A 23,588-nucleotide genomic window follows, 5' to 3' on the forward strand; every position below is an offset into this window, starting at 1 on the left:
CTCTAGTCGAGTTGTTCCATCCCTGATGTCTAGCGACTGGCTTTAATTTTTCGGACTCGGTGGCGAAATGGCGCATTCCCCCTGACCCATTTCGCCGCTGCCCACGTCCGGTTTGGAGTGCAAATCTGGATTTGTACTCCGGTTTCGCACCGAGTCAAAACCCGTCGCCGTAACCTTGATTTTGCAAACTGGCCGGCGGCTTGCCGGTGGGGAAGCGGGTTTTTAATTCCACGGTTACCGTCAGTTCGGCGGCCGGTACGTTAACGATTTGCTCAGCCACTTGTTCCAACGCGTCAGGGTGCCAGAAGCTCAAGCGGTAGCGGCCGTCCGGCAAATCCAGCGTCCAGCGGCCCTCGGCGTCGCTAACCGCCAGGTAATCGGCATCACTGACGTAGACGTAACCCAACATCCAGTCGTGAATATTGCAACCCAGCGCGACGATACCGGGGCGGTCGAACAGTACCGGTTCGCGCGGCACGCCGCTATAGAGCTTGATCTCGAAACGCTTGGCCGCGGAAAACGAATAGACGTGGTGCTTGATCGCGTCGCTGTTAGGAAAATACACCGGCGTGCCGCTGCGCACCGCCAACACGTGCGGGACGAATTCGCGGCTTTTCTGATCCAGCGCCATCGCCGCCGGTGCCGGCGGATCGTTGACCCGGCCGGCGGCGTCCAAGGCTTGGGCCGCGACCACCAGATCGGCCAACGGCCTGCCGCCGGCCAAGGCTTTACCCGCCAATTCCGCGGCCGGCGCGACCGCGGCCCAAGCCGTTAAAAAAACAGCCGGTAAGCGACTTGCCACAGTGTGTCCTCCTGATAAGCGGCTTCGCCGCGTTCCTGCCGCGCCGGGCGGGCGCTGAAAATGCGGCTGAATTCGACATTCAATTGATGGTGCTGGGCAAAGGTCAGGTTGTAATTGACGGTCCAGGCTTGACCATGTTCGCCGTTGCGGTCTTGCGGCAGGTAATCGCGTTCGTCGCTGCCGAAACGTTCGTAGCGCACGCTGAAACGGCCGTCGCCCAGCGGCCGGCTCAACAGCCAGCTTGCCGACCAAAAGCCGACGTCGACCGCGCGCAAGTCGCCGAGCAATTCGCCCATGCTGGTTCGCCCGGTCATTGCTTGCGAAATCAAAGTGGTTTCCCACGGCAATTCGGCTTTGGCGCCCAAACTCCAGAAGCGGGTGTGCCAGCCGTATTGGCCGGCGGACAGCGCGGCCGGATCGGCGTTGTTGTCGTAATACAGCGCGCGCAAGGTGTAACGCTGGGGCCGTTCGGCGGCGACGCCGGCGTAAAAGCCGGGGCGGCCATCCACTTCGACGAAGGTCTGGCTGGCATTGGCCTGCTTCGGAAACAAGGCCGGTATGGCGATGCCGTCCGGCAGACGCAGACGGCCGGTCAAGGCCGATTCGAAGTCGTGCAAACTCCAGCCGCGCCAGGCCAACATCAGGCCGGCGGTATCATTGTTGGCCAAAACGGCGCCGAACACGCCGAGTTTGTCGCCGGCTTCGGTTTGGTAATCCAAACGCAGCTCGCCGCCGAACGCGCGCAATTCCTCGCCGACCCAGGCGTTGATCGTCGACGAGCTCAAGGTGTACTGGCTGCTCCAGGCGGTGCCGGTGTTTTCCAACGAAATCGGCGGAAAGAACATGCCCAGCCGGCCGGCCAAACGCCAGCCGGCTGCGCCGACCGGCCGGTAGGCCAGATAGGCTTCGGTCAAGTCCAGCGGTGTCGATTGACGGTCGGCGTATTTGACGGTGGCGTTGAGCATCCAATCCCAGTCCAGTCTGACTTGCAAGGTAGCGGCGGCTTCGTTGACCCGCCAGCGGTCGCGCTCGCCGCCGGCGCGCAGCTTGCCCAGACCGTGTTCCAGCTCGCCCGGCGCGGCGTCGCTGTGTTGGTAGCGCAGGTCCAGCAGACCGTGCCAAGTCACTTCCGGAAATTGGCCGTCGGCGGCTCCTCGGGCGGGTGACAGCAAGCCGGAAACAGTCAGCAGCGCTAGAGAAAATCCGCGGCAGACCGAAATCGCGGACTCCGGCCTCAACAGGAACGACGTTGGCGGTCTGCGGCGCATGGTTCGGTTACCGGCTGCCGCCGGCCGCGCGCGCCGAATCCGCCAACGGCAAGTCAAAACGAAATTCGCTGCCGACGCCGAGGGTACTTTCCACTTGCAAGCGGCCGCCGTGCAGCTGGGCGATCTTGCCGACCACGATCAGCCCGAAACCGCCGCCGTCGGCGCGGGCGCGGCGGGCCAGCGGCGAGTCCCAATCGCACAAAGTCGGCAGATATTCCGGAGAGATACCGATGCCGGTATCGCCGACCGCCACCGCCACTCGGCCGCGCGCCGGCCAAGCGTCCAGCCGGACTCGGCCGCCTTTCGGCGTGTGGCGCAACGCGTTGTCGATCAGATTGGTCAGCAGGCGCTCGATCAGGCCGATGTCGGCGGCGACGATAGGCAAATCCGGGCGCAGTTCGGCTTGCAAGCTCACGCCGCGCTGCTCGGCTTGCAAGCGGTATTTTTGGGCGACGTCCTGCAGCAATTCGGCCAAGTTGAAGGACTCGGGATTCAGGCTGGCGTCGTCGCATTCCAGTTTCGCCAGCTCGAACAACTCTTGCGCCAAGCGGCTGACTTTTTCGGTCTGACGCAACGCGGTATCCAGAAAATGTTGCTGCTCGTCGGACGGCAGGGTATCGGCCTTGCGCTGCATGGTCTCCAGAAAGCCGCGCAACGCGGCCAGCGGCGTGCGCAAATCGTGCGATACCGAGGCCACCAGCTCGCGGCGTTCCTGGTCTTTCTGACGCAGTTCGCCCAGTTGGCCGGCCAGTTGCGCGGCGCGGACGAAGGTATCGGCCAGTCGGCCTAATTCGTCGCTACGGCCGGTGAGCGAAGAGGCGGCAAAATCGCCGTTGACCGCCCGTTCGCCGGCGCCGGCCAGCGCGCGCAGCGGCCGCGACAGATTACGGGCGATGATCACGCTGCCGGTCAGAGTCGCCAACAGGCCGAGCAACAACACCCCGGCCGCCAGTAACAGCATATGGCGGTAGCCGGCGAAGGCGTCGGTGAATTTGATTTGTAGCAACGCGACGATGCCTTCCGCGCGGCCGGCCGCCGGCAAAGCCAGTACCCGGCCGAGATAACGGCCTTGACCGGTATCGACCGTGGCGGTCAGCGCCCGGTCGGCCGGGTTGTTCAGCAAAGCTAGGGCCGCCTCCGGGGCCGAACCGGCCAGCAGGCGGTTGCCGTTGGCATTCAGTTCGGCCAGACCGATATGCAGCGGCAATAACGAGTTTTGCCGAAACCGGGCGATGCGCTGTTCGTCGACGGCCTGCGCCACCGCCACCCAGCCCATCGGCAACGGCGCCAGGACCGGCACCAGCGCCCATTCCTGCAGGCGATCGTTCAGCAGGCCGAACCAAACCAGCGGGCGGTCGGCGTCCGCCTCCGCCAAGGTTTGCGCATACGGAAACGGCCGGCCTTGCCATAATCCGGCACTATCGGCGACGACGTTGAATTGCGGGTCGATAAACATGCCGCGCTGGGCGCGGACCCGCAACAGCAGATTTTCCAGCGCGGAGGCGATGGTGGCCGGATCGCCGCCGGTCACGGTACTGCGAAACCCAAAATCGGCGACCAGCAAGCCGGTTTCGCCGGCGACTCGTTCGGCGCGTTCGACCAGCAGTTGCCGGAAGGCTTGCTCGGCGTAGCGTAAGTCCTGGTCTAGTTGGCGCAACAGATTGTCGCGTACCGCGAGATAAATACAGACCACCGTCAGCGCCTGCACCGCGACGAACAGCGCGGCGAACAACAGCGCGATACGGCTTTGGAAGCTCAGCGTCATGCGCCGGGATCGTCCGCTCCGGCGAACTTGTAGCCGACGCCCCATACCGTCAGGATGCGCGCCGGTTTGGCCGGATCGGCTTCGATTTTGGCCCGCAAGCGGTTGATGTGGGAGTTGACAGTGTGTTCGTAGCCGTCGTGGTTGTAACCCCAAACCTGGTTCAGCAATTCCAGCCGGGTGAACATGCGGCCGGGATGGCGGGCGAAGAAGTGCAGCAAGTCGAATTCGCGCGCGGTCAGGGCTACCGGTTGACCGTCCAACGCCACCGCGCGGCTTTGCGCATCGATCCGCAAACCGCCGGCGATCAGAACAGCATCGGCCGGTTCGGCGGCCGGTTGGCTCAACGCCGCCACCCGCCGCAACAGCGCGCGGACTCTGGCGACGACTTCGGCCAGCGCGAAGGGCTTGGCAATGTAATCGTCGGCACCCATTTCCAGACCGACCACGCGTTGGATGTCGCTGGATTTGGAACTGACGATGATGATAGGCGTATACACCGGCCCGGCTCGCACCCGCCGGCAAATTTCCAAGCCGTCGACGCCGGGCAGCATCACGTCCAGCAACAGCAAGTCGTAGCGATTGCCGGCAATCGCCGCCAGCGCGGCATCGCCGTCGCCGACGGCATCCACCCGATAACCTTCGTCGCGCAGATTGTCGGCCAGCAGGCCGGCAATGTCGGGATCGTCTTCGACCAGCAGCAGGTGTTTGGTTTTAAGCATCGACGGCAGGATGTTTAAAAAACGCCGATTATCGGCCAATCCAGGCCGCGACGCCATTCACGAAAGACTCACCGCTCCGTGATAACTCCGTGAGATTTGGTTGTTTAAGGTCCGGCTTGCAATTTTTGCAATACATCGGCCACCCGTTGCGCGTCCAAGGCCGGATCGACATCGTCGTCGATGCGCCGGACGATCAGTTCCGGATCGAGTATGAATGTGCGGCGCTTGGCCATCGTCAGCACCGGCATTTTTACGCCGTAGGCGTCGGTGGTCAGCGCATCGACGTCGGCAAGCAGCGTGAAATTCAAGCGATGCTCGCGGTGAAACGCCTGCAAAGCGGCAACGCTATCGGTACTGATCCCAAATACCTCGGCATTTTGGCGGCGAATGACGTCGATGGCATCTCGGAACGCACAGGCCTGGGTGGTGCAGCCAGGCGTGCCGGCCTTGGGATAGAAATACAATACGGTCCAGCCCTTACCGCGCCGCTCGGCCAAATCGAATGCGCCGCCGTCGTGGGTAGGCAAGCGAAACAGTGGCGCCGGACCGCCGAGAGTGGGCGGATCGGCCCAACTCGGCGACGCGAACGGCAGCCAAGTCAAAAACAAAGCCAAGCGTTTTAACATCGGCGAATATTTATTCATGGCGACCTCGCGTCAGAGTGTGAAAGGGCCGGAACGCGCAAGCGGCGCGGCTCGCGCCGGCCCAAGATCACGCAAACCAACACGATGGAAGCGGCGATCATTTGCGAGCGGCCCACCGCTTCGCCCAGGATCAGCGCCGCGCCGGCCAGCGTCAGGAACGGCTGCAACAATTGCAGTTGACCGATCCGGGCAATGCCGCCCATCGCCAAACCTTTATACCACGCGAAAAAGGCCAGATACATGCTGACGAGACTGACGTAAGCGAAACCGCCCAAACTTGTCCAGCCGACCGCCGCCCAGTGCGCCGGCGCGGCCAGCCAGACCGCCGGTAACAAACACGGCGCCGCCAACAGCAAAGCCCAACTGATAGTCTGCCAAGCGCCCAGCTCGCGCGACATCCGCGCCCCCTCGGCATAGCCGAAACCAACCGAGGCCACCGCCCCGAGCAGCAGCCAATCGGCCCGGCTAAGCCCGCCCCCGCCTATCCACCAGCAAAAACCAACGATCGTCGCGCCGCCAATCAGGGTGGCCGTCCAATACAGGATGCCGGGACGCTCGCCGGCCAGCCAAGCCGCGCAGAGCGCGGTCGCCAACGGTGCCAGACCGACGATGACCGCGGCATGCGCGGCGGCGGCGGTATGCAAGGCCAACGTCGAGAGCAGCGGAAAACCGACAACCACGCCCGCCGCGACCAGGGCCAATCGTCCACATTGGCGTAGGGAAGGCCGGGGCGCTTTCGCCCACCAAAGCACAACGGCCGCCAGCCCGGCGGCGACCACGGCTCGGCCCAGGCCGACGAAGACCGGGTCCAGGTCCGCGACAGCCAGCCGGGTGGCCGGCAAGGTTAAACTGAAACCCAGGATGCCGAGCATCCCGAAGCACGCGGCACGCCCGTCGGCACCGCGCGGTTGATTCGGTAGATTCATGATGGTTTCTCATAGGTTGGCGAAACATCGAATCGTCGGCGAATCGGACCCGCAAGCCCTACCGACAATTGACGTGCTTATGCTAGCCGACTCAATCAAAACCGATACAGACCCAAAAGTGTTAAATTTAACCAATACAGAATCCGCAAACGCTTGTCTGTATTCGTCACCGCCACCCACAACTGTAACGGTCGCCCAATGTCATTGCTATACCAGGAAATCGCCGAACGTCTCGCCAGCGCCATTGCCTTGGGGGTTTACCGACCCGGCGAACGCTTGCCCAGCGTGCGGCAATTGGCCGAAACCCAACAGGTTAGCGCCGCGACGGCGGTGCAGGCCTTGCGTTACTTGGAAGACCTCGGCCGGATCGAAGCCAGACCGAGATCCGGTTATTATGTGCGTCCGGCCGCGCCGGCGACCAAATTGCCGGAACCGGAGGAGTCCGGACCGGTGCTGCAGCCGTCGCCGGTCAGCGGCCAGGAATTGGTGCTGCGTTTAGCCAAAGCCGCCGCCGAGCGCCGCACCGTACCCTTCGGCGCCGCGGTCCCGGCGCCGTCTTTTCTGCCGGTCCTTAGAATCGAACGCGCCCTGGCCGGTTGCGCCCGCCGCCATCGCAACCGGATCGCCGGCTACGAAATGGCGCAAGGCAATCCGGAACTACGCCGACAGATTGCCCGGCGCATGCTGGAAGCCGGCTGCGCGCTGGCGGCGGACGACATCGTCGTGACCAACGGCTGCCAAGAAGCCATCGCGCTGGCCTTGCGAGCCGTCACCCAAACCGGCGACATTGTCGCGATCGAGTCGCCAACCTTTTACGGTCAGTTTCAAGTCATCGAAGCCCTGGGTCTGAAAGCTATCGAAATTCCCACCCACCCGCGCGACGGCATATCCCTGGAAGCGCTGCAACTGGCCTGCGAGCAATGGCCGGTGAAGGCCTGTTTGGTGGTACCGAACTACAGCAACCCGCTCGGCTTTTTAATGAGCGAATCGCGTAAGCGCGAACTGTTGGGTCTGGCCGAGCGGCATCGGTTCGCGCTGATAGAAGACGATGTCTACGGCGATTTGGGTCATGGCGCGAAGCGGCCGCCGGTCATCAAGGCCTGGGACGACGACGGCCGGGTGCTGCATTGTTCGTCGTTTTCCAAATCCTTGTCGCCCGGCCTGAGGATTGGTTGGATCGCGCCGGGACGCTATTTAAAGTCAGTCGAATACCTGAAATACACCGCCAATCTGGCAACGCCCTCATTGACGCAATTGGCGGTCGCCGAATTGCTGGCCGACGGCGGTTTCGAACGCGGCCTGCGCCAATCCCGGCGCCGCTATGCCGAGGCGGTCGCGAGAATGACCGCCGCCATCGTCCGATATTTTCCGGCCGCCACCAAACTGACTCAACCGGCCGGCGGTTTCGTGCTGTGGCTGGAATTGCCCGAAGCGGTCGACGCATTACTGTTGGCGCGGCGGGCCTTGACCGAGGGTATCAGTATCGCTCCCGGTCCGGTGTTTTCGGCGACCGGTAAGTACCGCAACTTCATCCGAATTAACTGTGCCTGCGACTGGGATCAGAACATCGAACGCGCGGTCGAGAAATTGGGGCGTTTGGTCGCCGCCGCCTGAGCCTAACCAATCCCGCGATCGAAGCGGTCAAGCCCGGCCGCCCCCAGCGGTTTCCAGTATTCGGCGACCTAGCCCAGGAGTTTGATTGCGCTCACAGTTTTGCCGGGACCGGCTCGGAAAAATCGTGATAGAGTTCCCAGCGTGATTCACCGACGGCGCAACGCATTGTCGATTGCAAACATTAAAAATTAAGGAGTATCCGCAACCGATGCTCAGAAAAACAGTATTGATCGTCGACGACGCGCCCGAAAACCTAACGGTCCTTAGCGAATTGCTGGCGCCGTTGTACCGGGTACTCGTCGCCAATTCCGGCCGAAAGGCTCTTTCCATCGCCGGCACCCGGCCTCGTCCCGATTTGGTGCTGCTGGATGTGATGATGCCGGACATGGACGGTTACCAAGTCTTCGAGCAACTACGCGGACAACCGCAAACCGCCGACATTCCGGTCATTTTCGTCACCGCGATGGATAGTGCCGAAGCCGAATTGCAAGGCCTGGACGCGGGCGCGGTCGATTACATCACCAAACCGATCACCGCGCCTATCTTGCTGGCCAGAGTACGCAACCAACTCGAACTGAAACAGTCCCGCGATTGGCTGCGCATCCGCAACAATCGGCTGGAGTCTGAAATCGCCAGACGCATGAGCGAAAACGAAGCCATTCAAGACGTCAGCATCCGCGCACTGGCCCGATTGGCCGAAATCCGCGACACCGAGACCGGCAACCACATCCTGCGCACTCAATGCTATGTGCGGACACTGGCCGAAAAGCTGACGGCCAATCCCCGCTTCTCCGCGCTGTTGACCGACGACTACATCAAACTATTGGCCCAGTCCGCGCCGTTGCACGATATCGGTAAGGTCGGCATTCCCGACGCGATCTTACGCAAGCCCGGTCCGTTGGACGCTCAGGAATGGCGCATCATGAAAACCCACGCCAAACTGGGCAGCGACGCGATCGAATTGGCCGAACGCGAAGGCGCCGGTCCGGTGGCCTTTTTGAATCTGGCCAAGGAAATCGCGCATTGGCACCACGAAAAATGGGACGGCAGCGGCTATCCTGACGGCTTGAGCGGCGACGCCATTCCGTTGTCGGCGCGGATCATGGCCTTGGCCGACGTATTCGACGCGCTGATTTCCCGGCGGGTTTACAAGGAAGCGCTAGCCCTTACCGAGGTCCGGCGCATTATCGAAGAAGGCAAGGGCCGGCATTTCGACCCCGATCTGGTCGAGGCGTTTTTCGGCGATTTCGACGCGTTCCGCGCGATCGCCGACACCTACCGCGACGATGCCAACCCTTAAACCACTCTCCGCCGCCGCGCTTCTCGCTTGGCGACATCAATCCGGGAGCCCGGCGTGCGTCAGCCCCACGCCATCCGATTGATAGCGCTGTTAGTGCTGATCCCGGCACTCGTGGCGCCTTGGTGGCTCGCCTCAACCGCAGACTCCGACGATACCAGCTGGGCGCTCATCAGCCGCGACGGCACGCTGCGGGTCGGTACGGCCTTGGAGGCACCCTACGTCTATCTCGACGACGCCGGCCGTCTGACCGGCCTGGAAGTGGAAACCGTCGAACACATCGCCGCGGAACTAGGCATTACCCGAATCGACTGGCAACAAACCGCCTTCGATTCGCTAATCCCCGATCTGCTGGCCGGCCGCTTCGACATGATCGCCGCGGGCTTGTTCGTGACGCCCCAACGGGCCGCGCTATTGGCATTTTCCGAACCCACTTTCCACGTCGGTCCAACCTTGCTGGTTGGCATCGGCAATCCTCATCGTTTGAACAGCTATGCCGACCTCGCCGCTCAAGCCGAGCTGAAGGTCGCGGTCCTGCACGGTGCCGTCGAAGCAGAACTGCTGCGTGCCTGCGGCGTCGCCGACCGGCAAATCATCGTGGTCCCGGACGCGTTGACCGGCCGAGTCGCGGTCGAAACCGGTCTGACCGCCGCGCTGGCCTTGTCGCAACCCAGTGTCAACCGGATGGTCGCCGATCAACGTCTGGGCAAATTGGAAATTGCCGCGCCGTTTCAAGCGCCGCGCCACAACGGCCTGGGTTACATCGGTTTTGGCGCCATGGCATTTCGGCCGGGCGACCGCGAACTGCTGGCGCGTTGGAATCGGCAACTGGCCGGCTTCGTCGGCGGCGCGGCCCACCGCGAACTGCTGATAGCATTCGGTTTCGGCGCCGACGCCCTACCCGGTTCGACCACCACCGCCGAAATACTTGGCCGGATGGCGCGATGAAACCGACCGAGATCCAGCGCGACTGGCCGGCCCTCGCGGACCGGCGCGCCGACGGGTTGGCCTGGCCCGGTCCGGTGCTGTTCGCGTTGGCCTTGTTTTCGATGGCCTTCGGCTGGATACAGACCGAACAACAAAACCTGCTGGATCGTGTAGGCAGTCAGCAAGCCTGGCTACGCAATGCCAGAGTCGACTTGGCCAAGGGCTATCTACACGTGTTTTTGTCGGCGACGCCGGAATCGCCGTTCGACCGCCGCGAAGGTTTGGCGCTATTGGACCAAGCCAGTCGGGCGCTGGCCGCCGCGTTGGCGGAAGCGCCGGCATCGCCGGCCGGCAAGCCCGCCGAGGCCGATCCGGCCGCCCAAAAGTTGACCGCCTACACCGAAACCATGCGCCAATTTCGAGAGACGCTGGCCGGTGTCGGCGACGGTATCGCCGGCAATCCCCGCTTGCAAACCGAGTTACGCATCCGTTTTTTCGAGCTGGAGCGTCAAGCCCAAGCGCTGGACAATCTGATCGCCGCCAACCTCGGTGAGAGGATGCGGACATTCGGCCGTTACTACGGTTGGCTATTAGGCACGATGGCTTGCGCCCTGCTCGGCATCGGCTGGGTCGCCTATCGCGCCAAACGCGGCCGGGACCGCGTCGAAGCCGGTCTGCGCCTGTGGGCGCGCGCCTTCGATCAAGCCGATTTCGGGCTGGCGATTGCCGATGCCACCGACGACAGCTTCCTGGCCGTCAACCCGAAATTCGCGGCCGAACGCGGTTACGCACCGGAGGATTTGATCGGCCAGCCCATCGCCAAGGTCTATCCCCCCGAAGTCTGGCCGCAAATCCAGCGTTTGCTTCCGCAACTGGATCGCAACGGTCACGGCATGTTCGAGACCGAGCACATCGACCGAGACGGCCGGCGTTTCCCGGTCATGATCGACATCACCGTCACCAAGGACGCCGACGGCAAACCGCTCCGGCGCGTGGCTTACGCGCTGAACATCAGCGAGCGCAAGGCGGCGGAGCGCGCCTTGCGGCTTAGCGAAGCGCGCTTTCAAGACATTGCCAAGGCTTCCGCAGACTGGATCTGGGAAGTGGACGCGGACTGGCGTTTCCGCTACGTGTCCGACAGTATCCAAGACCAGCTGGACTATCGCGCCGACGAGATGCTGGGCGCCAGTTTCTTCGATCTGTTGGCCGGCGACGCCGCCGGCCCGCGCGAAACGCTCGCCGAAATCGCCGAACACGGTCTGCCGTTTCGAGACCTGGAATACACCATCCGCAACCGCCAAGACCAACACCGGCAAGTCCTGGCCAATGGCGTTCCGATTCGCGGGGACGACGGCTCTGTACTGGGTTATCGCGGCCTGACCCGCGACATTACCGAAAAAAGGCAGGCCGAGCGGCATTTACTGGTCAACCAGGAACGCTTGCAATTGGCTCTGTTGGCCAGCGAAGACGGGCTTTGGGACTGGGACATCGTCGAAGGCGGCGCCTACGTGACCCATCGCTATCGAGAAATGACCGGTTACCGGCCCGATTCGACAATGCCCTATTTCGATTTTTTCCTGCAAGGCGTGTTGGCCGAAGATCGGGAACGAGTTCAAACCGCGTTCAACGCCCACTTCGCCGGCGAAACTCAGGACGTGGATATCGACTATCGCTTGGCGAACTCGGCCGGCCCGACGCAATGGCTCCGAGTCAAGGGCCGAGTCGTCGAACGTACGATCGACGGCAAGCCCCTGCGGATGGTGGGCGTCATGTCCGACGTCAGTACCCAAAAGGATGCCGAAGCACTGCTGCTCCGCCAAACCGGCGAACTGGCGCGACGCAACGCCGAACTGGAACGCTTTAATCGGGCCATGGTCGGCCGGGAACTGGAAATGATCCGACTGAAGCAAGAAGTCAACGAGTTAAGCGCGCGATTGGGCGAAGCGCCGCCCTACCGCACCGACTTTATCCACCGCGGCGGTGCGGTTGGCGGCGCGAGCGGAGACGCTTAATGCCCGAGAATCGCTACCGCCGTTTACGCGCCTACGGGATTGCGGCATGGCTGACCGGTTTGGCGATCGCGGTGCGTTTATCGCTGGCCGCGGAGTTCGGCGACGCTCCGACCTTGATTCTATTCATGCTGCCGATCGCGCTCAGCGCCTTGCTCGGCGGCTTCGGCCCCGGCGTGCTGGCCACTGCTTCGGCCGGCCTGTTCACTGCGTATTACCTGATACCGCCGCTCGGCACCTTTGCATTCGGCACCCCTCACCAAGCCATGCAATGGACCTTGTTGATCGTCAACGGCATTCTGGTCAGCGGCCTGAGCGAAAAACTGCAGCGCTCCCGCGCCGGAGAAACCGAACGCGCCCGTCAATTGAACGCCGCCGAGTCGCACTGGCACCTGGTGTTGGAACACGCCGCCTCGGGCATGGCCCTGGTCGCGCCGAACGGCCAATGGTTGTACGTGAATCGTCGCTTGTGCGAAATCGTCGGCTATTCGGCGGACGAACTGACGCGCATGTCGTTTCAAGACATCACCCACCCCGACGATTTACGCGACGACATGGCGCAAATCGAACGCATGCTGGCCGGCGACATCGAGCGCTACAATCTGGAAAAACGCTATTTGCGCAAGGACGGCACCCCAGTCTGGGTCAACCTGACGGTCGGCTCGATCGCCGCCGCCGAACATCGCGCGGGCTGTTTCGTGACCGTCGTGGAAGACATCACGGAACGCAAACGCATCGAGGCTGCGTTAAGGGACAGCGAAGCCTCGTTGCAAGAAGCCCAACACCTGGCCAAAGTCGGCAGCTGGCAATGGGACCCGCATACCGACCAAGCGGTCTGGTCGGCAGAAATGTATCGCATCTTCGGCCACCCGCCAGACCTAGCGCCGCTGAAATTCGCCGAAATCGCCGGCCGCTTCGAACCCGCCAGTTGGCGCCGGCTGGAAGCGGCGATCGCGCAAGCGTTGGCCTCGCATCAACCTTACCAATGCGAAGCCGAAATCGTCCGTCCCGACGGCGAACGCCGCTGGATCGTCTCCAGAGGCGTGCCGAAGTTGGACGCCGACGGCGGCTTGCTGGGCTTGAGCGGCAGCGTCGAGGACATTAGCGAACACAAACTCGCCCAGGCGGCGGTCAGCGCCAGCGAACAACGTTTCCGCAGCCTGTTCCGCAATGCGCCGCTACCGCTGTGTCTGGTCGGCGGCGACGGCACGCTGTTAGACGCCAATCTCCGCTTCGAAACCACGTTCGGCTATGCCCGCGCCGACATCCCTCACATCGATCTGTGGTGGACGCTGGCCTTTCCCGATCCACACTACCGCACCTGGGCCATGAACACTTGGAGCGACGCCGTGTTGGGAGCCACCGTCGGCGGCGGCGACATCGAAGCGTTGGAATACCGCATCGGCTGCAAGGATGGCAGTCAACGCATCGCGGTGGTATCCGGCATTGTGATGGGCGGCGACTTATTGATGGCGTTTTTCGACGTCACCGAAAGAAAACAGGCGGAAGCGCGCCTGTTGGAAAACCAAGAGCAAGCATTACTCGAGCAGCAACAAGCCCGTCAGGCCGCGCTGAATCTGATGGAGGACGCGCTGGCCGCCCAACAGCGCGCCGAGGCCGCGGCGGCGGCCTTGCTGGCCAGCGAACAGCGTCTGCTGATGGCCCAGGAAGGCGCTCACGTCGGTATCTGGGAATTGGACATTACCAGCGGTCGCTGCTACTGGTCTCCGGAATGCGCCCGGCTTTACGGGATGCCGGGCCGAACCGAAGTCAGCTACCGGGAATGGCGCAATCTGATTCATCCGAACGATTTGGCGGAAATCGACCGGCAATGGGAGTCCCGAGTTTTAATCGGAGAACCGTTCGATGTCGAATTCCGCCTAAGGCTCGATAACGGCGAAATCCGCTGGCTGGCGAGCAAGGGCCAGGCCCGATTGGACGCCGCCGGCCAGCCGGCCCGCTTGGCCGGCATCAATCTGGACATTACCGAACGCAAACGCGCCGACGAACAACTGCACAAACTGGCGCAAACCGTCGAACAAAGCCCCGACGCGATTTTGATCACGGACCTTGACCGCAACATCGAATACGTCAATCAAGCCTTCGTCGAACGTAGCGGTTACGGCCGGAACGAGGTCATTGGCCGTACGCCCGGACTGCTAAAATCCGGCAAAACTCCGGCGACCACCTACCAAGCGCTTAACGCGGCCTTGGCGCGCGGCGAAACCTGGAAGGGCGAATTCGTCAATCGGCGCAAGGACGGCGGCGAATACGTCGAGTTCGCCATCGTGATTCCGGTGCGCGGTAGCGACGGCGGCGTCAGCCACTACGTATCGGTCCAGGAGGACATCACCGAGAAAAAACGCATCGGCGCCGAACTGGACCGCTATCGCCACCACCTCGAGGAACTGGTGGCCAGTCGCACCGCCGAATTGGCTGCGGCGCGCGCCCAAGCCGACGCCGCCAACCAGGCCAAAAGCGCTTTTCTGGCCAATATGAGCCACGAGATCCGCACGCCGATGAACGCCATCATCGGCCTGACCTATATCTTGCGGCAAAGTCTGCCCACGCCGGAACAACGCGAAAGGCTGGACAAGATCGACGCCGCCGCCCAACACTTGCTGGCCATCATTAACGATATTCTGGACCTATCCAAAATCGAAGCCGGCCGGCTGGAACTGGAACAAACCGATTTCGCGCTGGAGGCGGTTCTGGACCATATTCGCTCGCTCACCGCCGACCAAGCCAAGCATAAAGGCTTGCGGGTGGAGGTCGAAAACGCCGGCGTACCGACCTGGTTGCGCGGCGACCCCACCCGCCTGCGTCAAGCCATGCTCAACTACACCGGTAACGCCATCAAATTTACCGAAACCGGCACGGTGCGACTGGTGGCGCGTTTATTGGAAGACCGACACGACGGATTGCTGGTCCGCTTCGAGGTCAGCGACACCGGCATCGGCATCGCCGCCGAGCAATTGCCGACCTTGTTCGAATACTTTGCCCAGGCCGATGCCTCCACCACCCGTAAATACGGCGGCACCGGTCTGGGCTTGGCCATCACCAAAAAGCTGGCGCAAATGATGGGCGGCGATGCCGGCGTCGAAAGCCGACTCGGCGCCGGCAGCCGGTTCTGGTTTACCGCCCGCTTGCAACGCGGTCACGGCGTGGCGGCGGGTCCGTTACCGCCGCCGACGACCGACCACGAAAATCGGCTACGCCGCAACCATGCCGGTGCCCGATTGCTGCTGGCCGAGGATAACCCGATCAATCGCGAAGTCGCGTTGGAACTGTTGCACGGTGTCGGCCTGATCGTCGATACCGCCGAAAACGGCAAGCTGGCGGTCGAGAAAATTCTGAGCCGCCATTACGATTTGGTCCTGATGGACATGCAGATGCCGGAAATGGACGGCCTGGAAGCCGTTCGAGCGATTCGGGAACTGCCGGAGTTCGCGGCGTTGCCTATCCTGGCGATGACCGCCAACGCCTTCGACGAAGACCGCGCCGCCTGCCTGCAAGCCGGCATGAACGACTTTGTCGCCAAACCGGTCAACCCGACGGCACTGTATGCGACGTTGCTGCACTGGTTGACACCGACGCCGGAACCGGCATCGCCGCAGCCGATTGCCGAGTCCGCCGGTGCTGGCGACGACACGAGTCAGCTCCTGGAGCGCTTGCGCGGAATTCGCGGCCTCGACGCGGAGCGGGGCTTGGCGATGCTGCGCGGCGATCCGGTCAAATATCAGCAACTGCTGCGCCAATTCGCCGAGCATAACCGCGACGATCCGACCGACATCGCCCAACTGCTGACGCGCGGCGACTACAAATCGGCCAGGGCGCTGAGCCATACCCTGAAAGGCGTCGCGGCAACCTTGGGCGCGGTCGCGCTGGCCGAGCGGATAGCCCCGCTGGATCGCGCGCTTCGAGACCGGCTGAGCGCCGACCTCTGCCTGCCGCTGATCGAGGCCTGCGCGGCCGAATTGCAACCCTTGTTGCAAGACATCGGCGACATGCCGTTCGTCGCCTCGGTCGCCGCCGCCATCGACCCAACCGAAGCGCGGCGGCGCCTGAGCGAATTGGCGGATTTGCTCGCCGAAAACAACGCCTTGGCCAATCGCTCGGCGCGCGAGCTGGACGCGGCTTTACAAGCCGCGCTCGGCGAATCGCACCCCGATTTTCAACGAGCGGTAGCCGGTTACGATTACGACGCGGCCCTAACCTTACTGAGCCGAATCGGCATCGAACCCGCCTCCGGCGGCGCCTAGCGGACCAGCCGGCGCATCGCCGGCCGAACAGCGGCGGCCGCGGCCGACATCATCGCTTGGGTCAAAGCCGAAAAATACTGTTACATTACCGGCTTTTTTCAACGCTCCCCCTCAGTCACTCATGCCCAAACACATCATCATCGTCGGCGCCGGCCCGGGCGGCCTGTGCGCCGGCATGCTGCTCGGCCAGCGCGGTTTCAAGGTTACGATATTCGATAAACACCCGGAAGTCGGGGGCCGCAACCGGGCGATTCGGATGAACGGCTTTACCTTCGACACCGGACCGACCTTCTTGCTGATGAAGGGCGTGTTGGACGAAATGTTCGAATTGTGCGGCCGGCAAAGCGCGGACTACCTGGAATTCCTGCCGCTGGCGCCGATGTACCGCCTGCAATACGCCGACCGCGACATTTCGGTGTACTCCGACCGCGAAAACATGCGGGCCGAACTGAACCGGGTGTTCGACGAAGGCACCGCCGGCTACGACGACTTCATCGTCAACGAGCGCAAACGCTTTAAAGCCCTATATCCCTGCATCACCCGCGACTATTCCGACCTGGCGTCGTTTTTGTCCTGGGATTTGATCAAGGCCCTGCCTTGGCTGGCCTATCCGAAAAGCGTATTCGCCAATCTCGGCCGCTACTTCAATCAGGAAAAAATGCGGCTGGCGTTTTGCTTTCAATCCAAATATCTGGGCATGTCGCCGTGGGAATGCCCGGCCTTGTTCACGATGCTGCCCTATCTGGAACACGAATACGGCATCTACCACGTCAAGGGCGGTTTGAATCAAATCGCCGAGGCGATGGCTAAGGTCGTCGGCGAATGCGGCGGCGAGATTCGCCTGAATAGCGGGGTTGCATCGCTCATCGTCGAAAACGGCGCGGTCAACGGCGTCAAGCTGGACAACGGCGACGAGGTTCGCGGCGACGAAGTGATCGTCAACGCCGATTTCGCCCACGCGATGAGCCATTTGCTGCAACCCGGCCAACTGAAAAAGTACGCGCCGGAAAAACTGAAAAAACTCGATTACTCGTGCTCGACCTACATGATGTATCTGGGTTTGGACAAGGTCTACGACCTGCCCCACCACACCATCGCCTTCGCCAAGGACTATCGCACCAACATCCGCAATATCTTCGCCGACAAAACCCTGAGCCGGGATTTTTCGTTCTACGTGCAAAACGCGTCCGCCAGCGACGCCACGTTGGCGCCGGCCGGCAAATCGGCGCTGTACGTGCTGGTGCCGATGCCGAACAACGACAGCGGCGTGGATTGGCAGGCACATTGCCAAACCGTGCGCGAGCAAGTCTTGGATACCTTGGCCGAACGCATGGGCTTGACCGATCTGCGCGAGCATATCGAATGCGAAAAAATCATCACGCCGGGCAGTTGGGAAAGCGACGAATACGTCTACAAGGGCGCGACCTTCAGCCTGGCCCACCACTTCGGCCAGATGCTGTACTGGCGGCCGCACAACCGCTTCGAGGAACTGGACAACTGCTATCTGGTCGGCGGCGGCACCCATCCCGGCAGCGGCCTGCCGACGATTTACGAGTCGGCGCGGATTTCGGCGCGGCTGATTTCGCAAAAACACGGCGTGGCGTTTCGGGACATCGATCAAAGCCGTTGGTTGAAAGACTAGCCCGAACCGGTGACAGCCAACGCCACTTGCCGCGCCAGCGCGGTTTCGGCCGACAGCCTTCGCCCTAACTGCTTGCCGACCCTGAGTCCAGCCAACCCATGTCTATAGAACCCTCGCCGATTCGCGCCGTTTCACCGCTGGACGGCCGCCTGTTGGGCGAATACCGGCCCACGACCGCCGCCGCGCTGGCCGAACAAATGGCCGCCGCCCGCACCGCCGGCGCGGCCTGGGCCAGCCTGTCCGTCGAACAACGGCTGGCGAAACTGGCGCCGCTGACCGAACGGCTGCTGGCGGACAGCGACGCCATCGTCGATTGCCTGCGCCTGACCACCGGCAAGGTGCGCACCGAAGCCCTGCTCGGCGAAATCTATCCGTTGTTGGATTTGCTGGGCTATTACCGCAAACACGCCGCCGGGATTCTGGCCGGCCGCGGGGTGCCGACCTCGCCGTTCGCGTTTCCGGGCGCCACCGCCCAAATCCAACGCCGCCCTTACGGCGTCGCCGCGATTATTTCGCCGTGGAATTATCCGCTGCAACTGACCGTGGCACCGCTACTGACCGCTTTGATCGCCGGTAATGCCGCGATCATCAAGCCGTCCGAGTTGAGTCTGCCGGTCGGCCAACTGATCATCGAACTATTCGCCGGCTTGGATTTGCCGGAAGGCCTGCTGCAATGGGCGATCGGCGGCGGCGCGGTCGGCGAAGCCTTGATCGACGCCGGCCCCGACCTGCTGTTCTTCACCGGCGGCTTGCAGTCCGGCCGCGCCGCGATGCGCCGCGCCGCCCAACATCCGATCCCGGTGCTGCTGGAACTGGGCGGCAAGGACGCGATGATCGTGTTCGCCGATGCCGATTTGCCGCGCGCCGCCAACGCCGCGTTGTACGGCGCGTTCAGCAACAGCGGCCAGGTGTGCGTGTCGATCGAACGCTTATACGTGCAACGCGAGTGCCACGACCGATTCCTGGCCTTGTTGCTGGACGGCGTCGCCAAGCTGGAAGTCGGCACCGGCGCGGACGCCGATTTGGGGGCCATGACCTCGGACCGGCAAATCGACATCGTGCAAGCCCATTACGACGACGCGTTGGCCCAAGGCGCCCAAGCCTCGGGCGCGTTGCAACGCGACGGCCGCTTCCTGTCGCCGGCGCTGTTGTGGAACGTCACACCCGATATGCGGGTGATGCGCGAGGAAACCTTCGGCCCGTTATTGCCTATCCAGGCTTTCGACAACGAAACCGACGCGGTCGCGGCGGCCAACGCCGGCGAATTCGGCTTGAACGCGAGTATCTGGAGTAGCGACATCGCCAAGGCAGAACAGGTGGCCGGGCAATTGCAGGTCGGCAACTGGGCGGTCAACGACGTCATCAAAAACATCGGCCATCCCGGCCTGCCGTTCGGCGGCGTCAAGCGCAGCGGCTTCGGCCGCTATCACAGCGCCGAGGGCTTGCTGAGCTTTAGCTATCCGGTGGCCGGACTGACCAGCCGCAGCCGCTTGCCCAAGGAACCGAACTGGTTTCCCTATTCCGAACAGCACTATCAAAACTTAAAAGGTTATATCGACTTCGTGCACGGCGCCGGCACGCTGAAACAACGCATCCAACGCAATTGGCCGGCCTTGCAGGCGTTTCGGGAGTATTCGGCTTTCGACCTGACCCAACGCTGGCACAATCTTAAATTACTGTTGACAGGCAAACGAGGCTAACCATGCAGCAATACACTAAGCACCGCAATGTCGTCGTGATCGGCGCCGGCTTGGGCGGCCTATCGGCGGCGATTTCGCTGGCCTCCGAAGGCTTCCAAGTCGAATTGGTCGAAAAAAACGACAAGGTCGGCGGCAAGCTGAACATTCTGGAAAAAGACGGTTTCACCTTCGATTTGGGCCCCTCCATCCTGACCATGCCGCACATCTTCGAAGCCTTGTTTACCAGGGTCGGCAAACGCATGGCCGATTACGTGGCGATCGAGGCGGTCGAAACCCATTGGCGGAATTTTTCGAGGACGGCACCGTCGTCGATTTATGCGCCGACCCGGAAAACCAGCGTCGCGAGCTGGAAAAGCTCGGTCCCCAGGTGTACGACGAATTCCAACGCTTCATGGCCTATGCCAGCGAATTGGGCCGGGAAACCGAAACCGGTTACTTTGCCAAGGGCCTGGACGGCTTTTGGGATTTGTTGAAATTCTACGGTCCGCTGCGCAGTTTGAAATTCGACGTATTCCGCACCATGGATCAAGGCGTGCGCCGCTTCGTCTCCGATCCGAAACTGGTCGACATTCTGAATTACTTCATCAAATACGTCGGTTCCTCGCCCTACGACGCGCCGGCCTTGATGAATCTGCTGCCCTACATCCAATACCAATACGGTCTGTGGTACGTCAAGGGCGGCATGTACGGAATGGCTCAGGCCCTGGAAAAACTGGCGCTGGAATTGGGCGTGAAGATTCGGCTGAATGCCGAAGTCGCCGCCATCGAGCACCAAGCCGGCCGCGCCACCGGCATCCGCCTGCAAAGCGGCGAACGGCTGGCCGCCGATCTGGTGGTATCCAACATGGAAGTGATTCCGTGCCTGGAAAAACTGCTGAACAGCCCGGCCCCGGCGCTGAAAAAAGTCCAGCGCTTCCAGCCAAGTTGCTCCGGCCTGGTGTTGCACCTGGGCGTGGACCGGCTTTATCCGCAACTGGCGCATCACAACTTTTTTATTCCGATCACCCGCGCGAGCATTTCGATGCGGTGTTTAAAAGTCACCGCTTGTCCGAAGACCCGACCATTTATCTGGTGGCGCCGTGCAAGACCGATCCGGCCCAGGCACCGGCCGACTGCGAAATCATCAAGATTCTGCCGCATATTCCGCACATCGATCCGGAAAGACCGCTGAGCGCCGACGATTATTGGGCCTTGCGCGAGCGGGTGTTGAGCAAATTGGAACGGATGGGTTTGACCGATCTGCGCCGCCACATCGTCTGCGAGGAATACTGGACGCCGCCCGACATCGAGGCCCGCTACTATTCTAACCGGGGTTCGATCTACGGCGTGGTGGCCGACCGCAATCTGAACCTGGGCTTCAAAGCCCCGCAACGTAGCGGCGAACTGCGTAATCTGTATTTCGTCGGCGGCAGCGTCAATCCCGGCGGCGGCATGCCGATGGTGACCTTGTCGGGGCAGTTGGTCAGAGACAAGATACTGGCCGACCTGGCCGGCCGATAAACCGGCCGGGCATGCTGGAGGAAGCCTGGCACTATCTGGGAGCGCGTACCGCCAGTCCGGCCGCCCGTCGCCTGGGATACGTCCGCGAGGCCGCAGCTCTGGAAACCCGGCATCGGCGCTGCCGTGACGCCTGGCAGCCGCATATTCAGGCCACCCGCGCCGCCTTGCTGACCTCCGCTGATCGCCTGGAAACGGCGGGCGGAACTGCGTTAATCGTCGGCGGCGGCATCGCCCGCGACTTGCCGCTGGCGGATTTGCTGACCCGGTTTCAACAGGTGGTGTTGCTGGACATTGTGTTCAGCCGAGCCACTCGCCGTTTGGCTCGGCGCTGGCCGGGTCGCGTCGGTTGTTGCTATTGGGATGTGACCGGCACGGTCGAATGGTTGGCCGAACGGCGCCGTATTCCGCCCGACGTGCTGGTTTCCCGTCCCTCCCACCCCGAGCTATCCGCCAAACCGGCGTGGGTAGCTTCGGTGAATTGCCTGATGCAATTGCCGCTGATGCCGATAGCCTGGCTGGCCGCTAGCGGCGCTGCGGAACAGCACCTGGAAGCCTTCGGCCAGCACTTGGTCGAAGCGCATTTGGACTGGCTGACTGCCTGGCAAGTACCGTGTTGTCTGATCACCGAAGTCTGCGACACGGCCTACGACGCCGCCGGCCAACGCCTATCCGGCAACGACTACCGGCCCTTGCTGGCTCGCTTACCGGCCACGGCAAGCTTGGCGGCCCAGTGGGAATGGTCCATCTCCCCGCCCGGCGAATCGGCCGGCGGCGGCTCGGATAGTCTGAACGTCGAGGTTTGGGAGTTTTAGCCGGAAGATTAGCCGCAGCTTGAGTCCAATGAGGCGATGAAACCTGGATGAGGCAGAGCGAAATGCAGGTTTTTCGGCCTCATCCCGGATTCCATTTCAGTGGGTTTAGGCCGGACTCCGGCTAACAAATCAGCTAATCCGGCTACGGCATCGTCATTCGCGAATTTAACCGTTTTGGACTGTGGCGAATTCATCCGGCATTATTTGTGGGCTAATAATAAGGTCCGTTGTTTGGTCGAATAAAAATTGATGCTCGCGTCTTCGGGCACAATATCTTCAAGCCGTTTGAAGCCGGCATTATATAAGGTATAGTCCAGCGCCGATTGAGTAGGCCATAACTCAATATCGGACAAACCGGCCGTCGGACCGTCTTTATTTTCTATCCGTATATAATAGGCAGCAGATTTCGGGCGATAATCCGAGTTATTTGAAAAAACAACCTCGGACGGACAAGCCAAGACGGTCTCTATAACGCTAATTTCCTTGGTCTTTTCGGCTATTTTCTTCGTCACGTTAAAAGGATCTTGCAGGTGATATAACAAGCCCATGAACAGCACGAGATCGTAAGTACGCTCGTCATTTTCCAAGAACTTATTGACATCTTCCTTGACTATCTTAAATTCGCAGCCTAATACATTTTGCACGAATAAAGCCTTTTCGATATTAATATCGCGTGCTTCGACGCAGGTAATATTGCGTACGCCTTTCTCCCAGAGCCCGGCGGCAAACGCACACTCCCCGGCGCCAAGATCGAGAACCGAAATTCGATCGTAGCGGCCTTCGAAATATCGATCCAATGCCGAAAGCGTGACCGCCCGGCGCCAAGGATGAAGTTCGCGCTGGGTTGGCGTGTACGTTGGCGCTTCGATGCCAAAGCCGAAATCAAAGGGATATTGCCATCCTCCGTTCGGGCAATCCGGCCAACTTGCGTCGCGGGCTAAGCGGTCAACCTGTTCTTTGATTTCGTGCGGTGTCATAAGTAGATATTCTTACTTTTGAGGTTAATATTTTTCAATGCCGATGCAGCCGGGACTCTTTAGAGTCTCGTGCCTTTATTGATGGGTATATAGTATTGCCAAAAAGAGGCTTACTGTCTTTACCTAACGCCAACCAATTCCACGGCATATTGATCCATGCGGAGGTTTTCCACTCTAAGGCACATAACCATAACGCCAACCGGTAGTATCTATTTTTAGATAAACACTAGCACCCGCTCCAAGCACCGTACTAGAGTTCTGAAAATTCAAATAAGCATGATTTAATGAAGGCACTACCGTTCCATCTTCTTGATATACCATTATCTCAACCTTAAGATTATGTATTGTACTATTCGAACGGAAAATATCAGTTCTTTGCCAGTTCCGCCGGGTGTTATCTGAACCAAGCTTCGGCACAGTTGTTCTTCGATTTACCGCTATCGCATCGACACAAAACGAGCATGGCGCAATGTTGAAACAATATTGCAGCGAGAGTTAATCATTGAAGAGTTATTCACGATTTAAAGCAATTTATTCGTATTTTGCAGCAGATGTACCCAAACCGGGCTGAAGACTATCATAGATGCTAGGGTTGTCAAGCTTGATCCCGGAAATTCCGCCCTATAGCTGACTGTCGAACACACCTAAGTTGTTGGGATCTTGGCACATTGGAGGGCTTGAGACCGAATAGCGCAAACGCTATAGAGCTAACGACTAGCGGAAT

General features: G+C 61.3%; 16 protein-coding genes and 1 pseudogene. 10 read left to right on the forward strand and 7 right to left on the reverse strand.

Annotation, left to right across the window (positions count from 1 at the left end; genetic code table 11):
- Positions 1–154: 154 nt before the first annotated feature.
- The 6 genes from ACP4CD_RS10840 to ACP4CD_RS10865 form a co-directional block, all read right to left on the reverse strand.
- On the reverse strand, positions 155–802 hold the full coding sequence (locus ACP4CD_RS10840) for a methylamine utilization protein (RefSeq protein WP_426994555.1): 648 nt from the start codon (positions 800–802) through the stop codon (positions 155–157).
- Entirely contained in the window at positions 772–2,070 is a 1,299-nt protein-coding gene (locus tag ACP4CD_RS10845; RefSeq protein ID WP_426994556.1) for a hypothetical protein, read from the reverse strand. The genes ACP4CD_RS10840 and ACP4CD_RS10845 overlap by 31 nt, the downstream gene beginning before the upstream one ends.
- Before the next feature lie 7 nt (positions 2,071–2,077).
- Positions 2,078–3,835, reverse strand: a complete 1,758-nt coding sequence (locus ACP4CD_RS10850; protein ID WP_426994557.1) for an ATP-binding protein — start codon at positions 3,833–3,835, stop codon at positions 2,078–2,080.
- Positions 3,832–4,554 (reverse strand): response regulator transcription factor, encoded by a 723-nt coding sequence (locus tag ACP4CD_RS10855; RefSeq protein ID WP_064027761.1) that lies wholly within the window; start codon positions 4,552–4,554, stop codon positions 3,832–3,834. Before ACP4CD_RS10855 ends, ACP4CD_RS10850 begins: the two co-directional genes overlap by 4 nt.
- Before the next feature lie 104 nt (positions 4,555–4,658).
- Positions 4,659–5,198, reverse strand: a complete 540-nt coding sequence (locus ACP4CD_RS10860; RefSeq protein WP_313728710.1) for a peroxiredoxin — start codon at positions 5,196–5,198, stop codon at positions 4,659–4,661.
- On the reverse strand, positions 5,195–6,124 hold the full coding sequence (locus ACP4CD_RS10865) for a DMT family transporter (protein ID WP_313728711.1): 930 nt from the start codon (positions 6,122–6,124) through the stop codon (positions 5,195–5,197). Before ACP4CD_RS10865 ends, ACP4CD_RS10860 begins: the two co-directional genes overlap by 4 nt.
- 198 nt (positions 6,125–6,322) lie before the next feature.
- Here ACP4CD_RS10865 and ACP4CD_RS10870 point away from each other — a divergent pair, with 198 nt between their 5' ends.
- From ACP4CD_RS10870 to ACP4CD_RS10915, 10 genes and pseudogenes are all read left to right on the forward strand, one after another.
- A complete protein-coding gene (locus ACP4CD_RS10870; protein ID WP_426994558.1) occupies positions 6,323–7,738 on the forward strand; it encodes a PLP-dependent aminotransferase family protein in 1,416 nt (471 codons plus the stop codon).
- A 208-nt stretch (positions 7,739–7,946) separates the two neighbouring features.
- Entirely contained in the window at positions 7,947–9,038 is a 1,092-nt protein-coding gene (locus tag ACP4CD_RS10875; protein WP_064027733.1) for a response regulator, read from the forward strand.
- Positions 9,039–9,092: 54 nt separating this feature from the next.
- Positions 9,093–9,983 carry a transporter substrate-binding domain-containing protein gene (locus ACP4CD_RS10880; protein ID WP_426994559.1) on the forward strand — a complete coding sequence of 297 codons (891 nt, stop codon included), beginning with the start codon at positions 9,093–9,095 and terminating at the stop codon, positions 9,981–9,983.
- Entirely contained in the window at positions 9,980–11,974 is a 1,995-nt protein-coding gene (locus ACP4CD_RS10885; protein ID WP_426994560.1) for a PAS domain-containing protein, read from the forward strand. Before ACP4CD_RS10880 ends, ACP4CD_RS10885 begins: the two co-directional genes overlap by 4 nt.
- Positions 11,974–16,233, forward strand: a complete 4,260-nt coding sequence (locus ACP4CD_RS10890; protein WP_426994561.1) for a PAS domain S-box protein — start codon at positions 11,974–11,976, stop codon at positions 16,231–16,233. The genes ACP4CD_RS10885 and ACP4CD_RS10890 overlap by 1 nt, the downstream gene beginning before the upstream one ends.
- Before the next feature lie 121 nt (positions 16,234–16,354).
- Positions 16,355–17,875: a phytoene desaturase family protein gene (locus tag ACP4CD_RS10895; RefSeq protein WP_426994562.1), complete on the forward strand. Its 1,521-nt coding sequence runs from the start codon at positions 16,355–16,357 to the stop codon at positions 17,873–17,875.
- A gap of 98 nt (positions 17,876–17,973) precedes the next feature.
- On the forward strand, positions 17,974–19,575 hold the full coding sequence (locus ACP4CD_RS10900) for an aldehyde dehydrogenase family protein (RefSeq protein WP_426994563.1): 1,602 nt from the start codon (positions 17,974–17,976) through the stop codon (positions 19,573–19,575).
- Between the two features lie 2 nt (positions 19,576–19,577).
- Positions 19,578–20,746: pseudogene (locus ACP4CD_RS10905) on the forward strand (phytoene desaturase family protein).
- Positions 20,647–21,075 carry a phytoene desaturase family protein gene (locus ACP4CD_RS10910; RefSeq protein WP_426994564.1) on the forward strand — a complete coding sequence of 143 codons (429 nt, stop codon included), beginning with the start codon at positions 20,647–20,649 and terminating at the stop codon, positions 21,073–21,075. Before ACP4CD_RS10905 ends, ACP4CD_RS10910 begins: the two are co-directional and overlap by 100 nt.
- Before the next feature lie 11 nt (positions 21,076–21,086).
- Positions 21,087–21,887, forward strand: coding sequence for a hypothetical protein (locus tag ACP4CD_RS10915; protein ID WP_426994565.1), 801 nt, complete (start codon positions 21,087–21,089; stop codon positions 21,885–21,887).
- Between the two features lie 200 nt (positions 21,888–22,087).
- On the opposite strand, the gene ACP4CD_RS10920 is transcribed toward ACP4CD_RS10915, so the two are convergent.
- On the reverse strand, positions 22,088–22,864 hold the full coding sequence (locus ACP4CD_RS10920) for a class I SAM-dependent methyltransferase (protein WP_426994566.1): 777 nt from the start codon (positions 22,862–22,864) through the stop codon (positions 22,088–22,090).
- Between the last annotated feature and the right edge of the window lie 724 nt (positions 22,865–23,588).

This window comes from Methylomonas stagni (assembly GCF_050154735.1).
GTDB lineage: Bacteria > Pseudomonadota > Gammaproteobacteria > Methylococcales > Methylomonadaceae > Methylomonas > Methylomonas koyamae_A.

Coding starts and splice junctions, on each gene's coding strand:
- ACP4CD_RS10845 (WP_426994556.1), bottom strand. CDS start 2,070: ATGCGCCGCAGACCGCCAACGTCGTTCCTGTTGAGGCCGGAGTCCGCG.
- ACP4CD_RS10850 (WP_426994557.1), bottom strand. CDS start 3,835: ATGACGCTGAGCTTCCAAAGCCGTATCGCGCTGTTGTTCGCCGCGCTG.
- ACP4CD_RS10855 (WP_064027761.1), bottom strand. CDS start 4,554: ATGCTTAAAACCAAACACCTGCTGCTGGTCGAAGACGATCCCGACATT.
- ACP4CD_RS10860 (WP_313728710.1), bottom strand. CDS start 5,198: ATGAATAAATATTCGCCGATGTTAAAACGCTTGGCTTTGTTTTTGACT.
- ACP4CD_RS10865 (WP_313728711.1), bottom strand. CDS start 6,124: ATGAATCTACCGAATCAACCGCGCGGTGCCGACGGGCGTGCCGCGTGC.
- ACP4CD_RS10870 (WP_426994558.1), top strand. CDS start 6,323: ATGTCATTGCTATACCAGGAAATCGCCGAACGTCTCGCCAGCGCCATT.
- ACP4CD_RS10875 (WP_064027733.1), top strand. CDS start 7,947: ATGCTCAGAAAAACAGTATTGATCGTCGACGACGCGCCCGAAAACCTA.
- ACP4CD_RS10885 (WP_426994560.1), top strand. CDS start 9,980: ATGAAACCGACCGAGATCCAGCGCGACTGGCCGGCCCTCGCGGACCGG.
- ACP4CD_RS10890 (WP_426994561.1), top strand. CDS start 11,974: ATGCCCGAGAATCGCTACCGCCGTTTACGCGCCTACGGGATTGCGGCA.
- ACP4CD_RS10895 (WP_426994562.1), top strand. CDS start 16,355: ATGCCCAAACACATCATCATCGTCGGCGCCGGCCCGGGCGGCCTGTGC.
- ACP4CD_RS10900 (WP_426994563.1), top strand. CDS start 17,974: ATGTCTATAGAACCCTCGCCGATTCGCGCCGTTTCACCGCTGGACGGC.
- ACP4CD_RS10915 (WP_426994565.1), top strand. CDS start 21,087: ATGCTGGAGGAAGCCTGGCACTATCTGGGAGCGCGTACCGCCAGTCCG.
- ACP4CD_RS10920 (WP_426994566.1), bottom strand. CDS start 22,864: ATGACACCGCACGAAATCAAAGAACAGGTTGACCGCTTAGCCCGCGAC.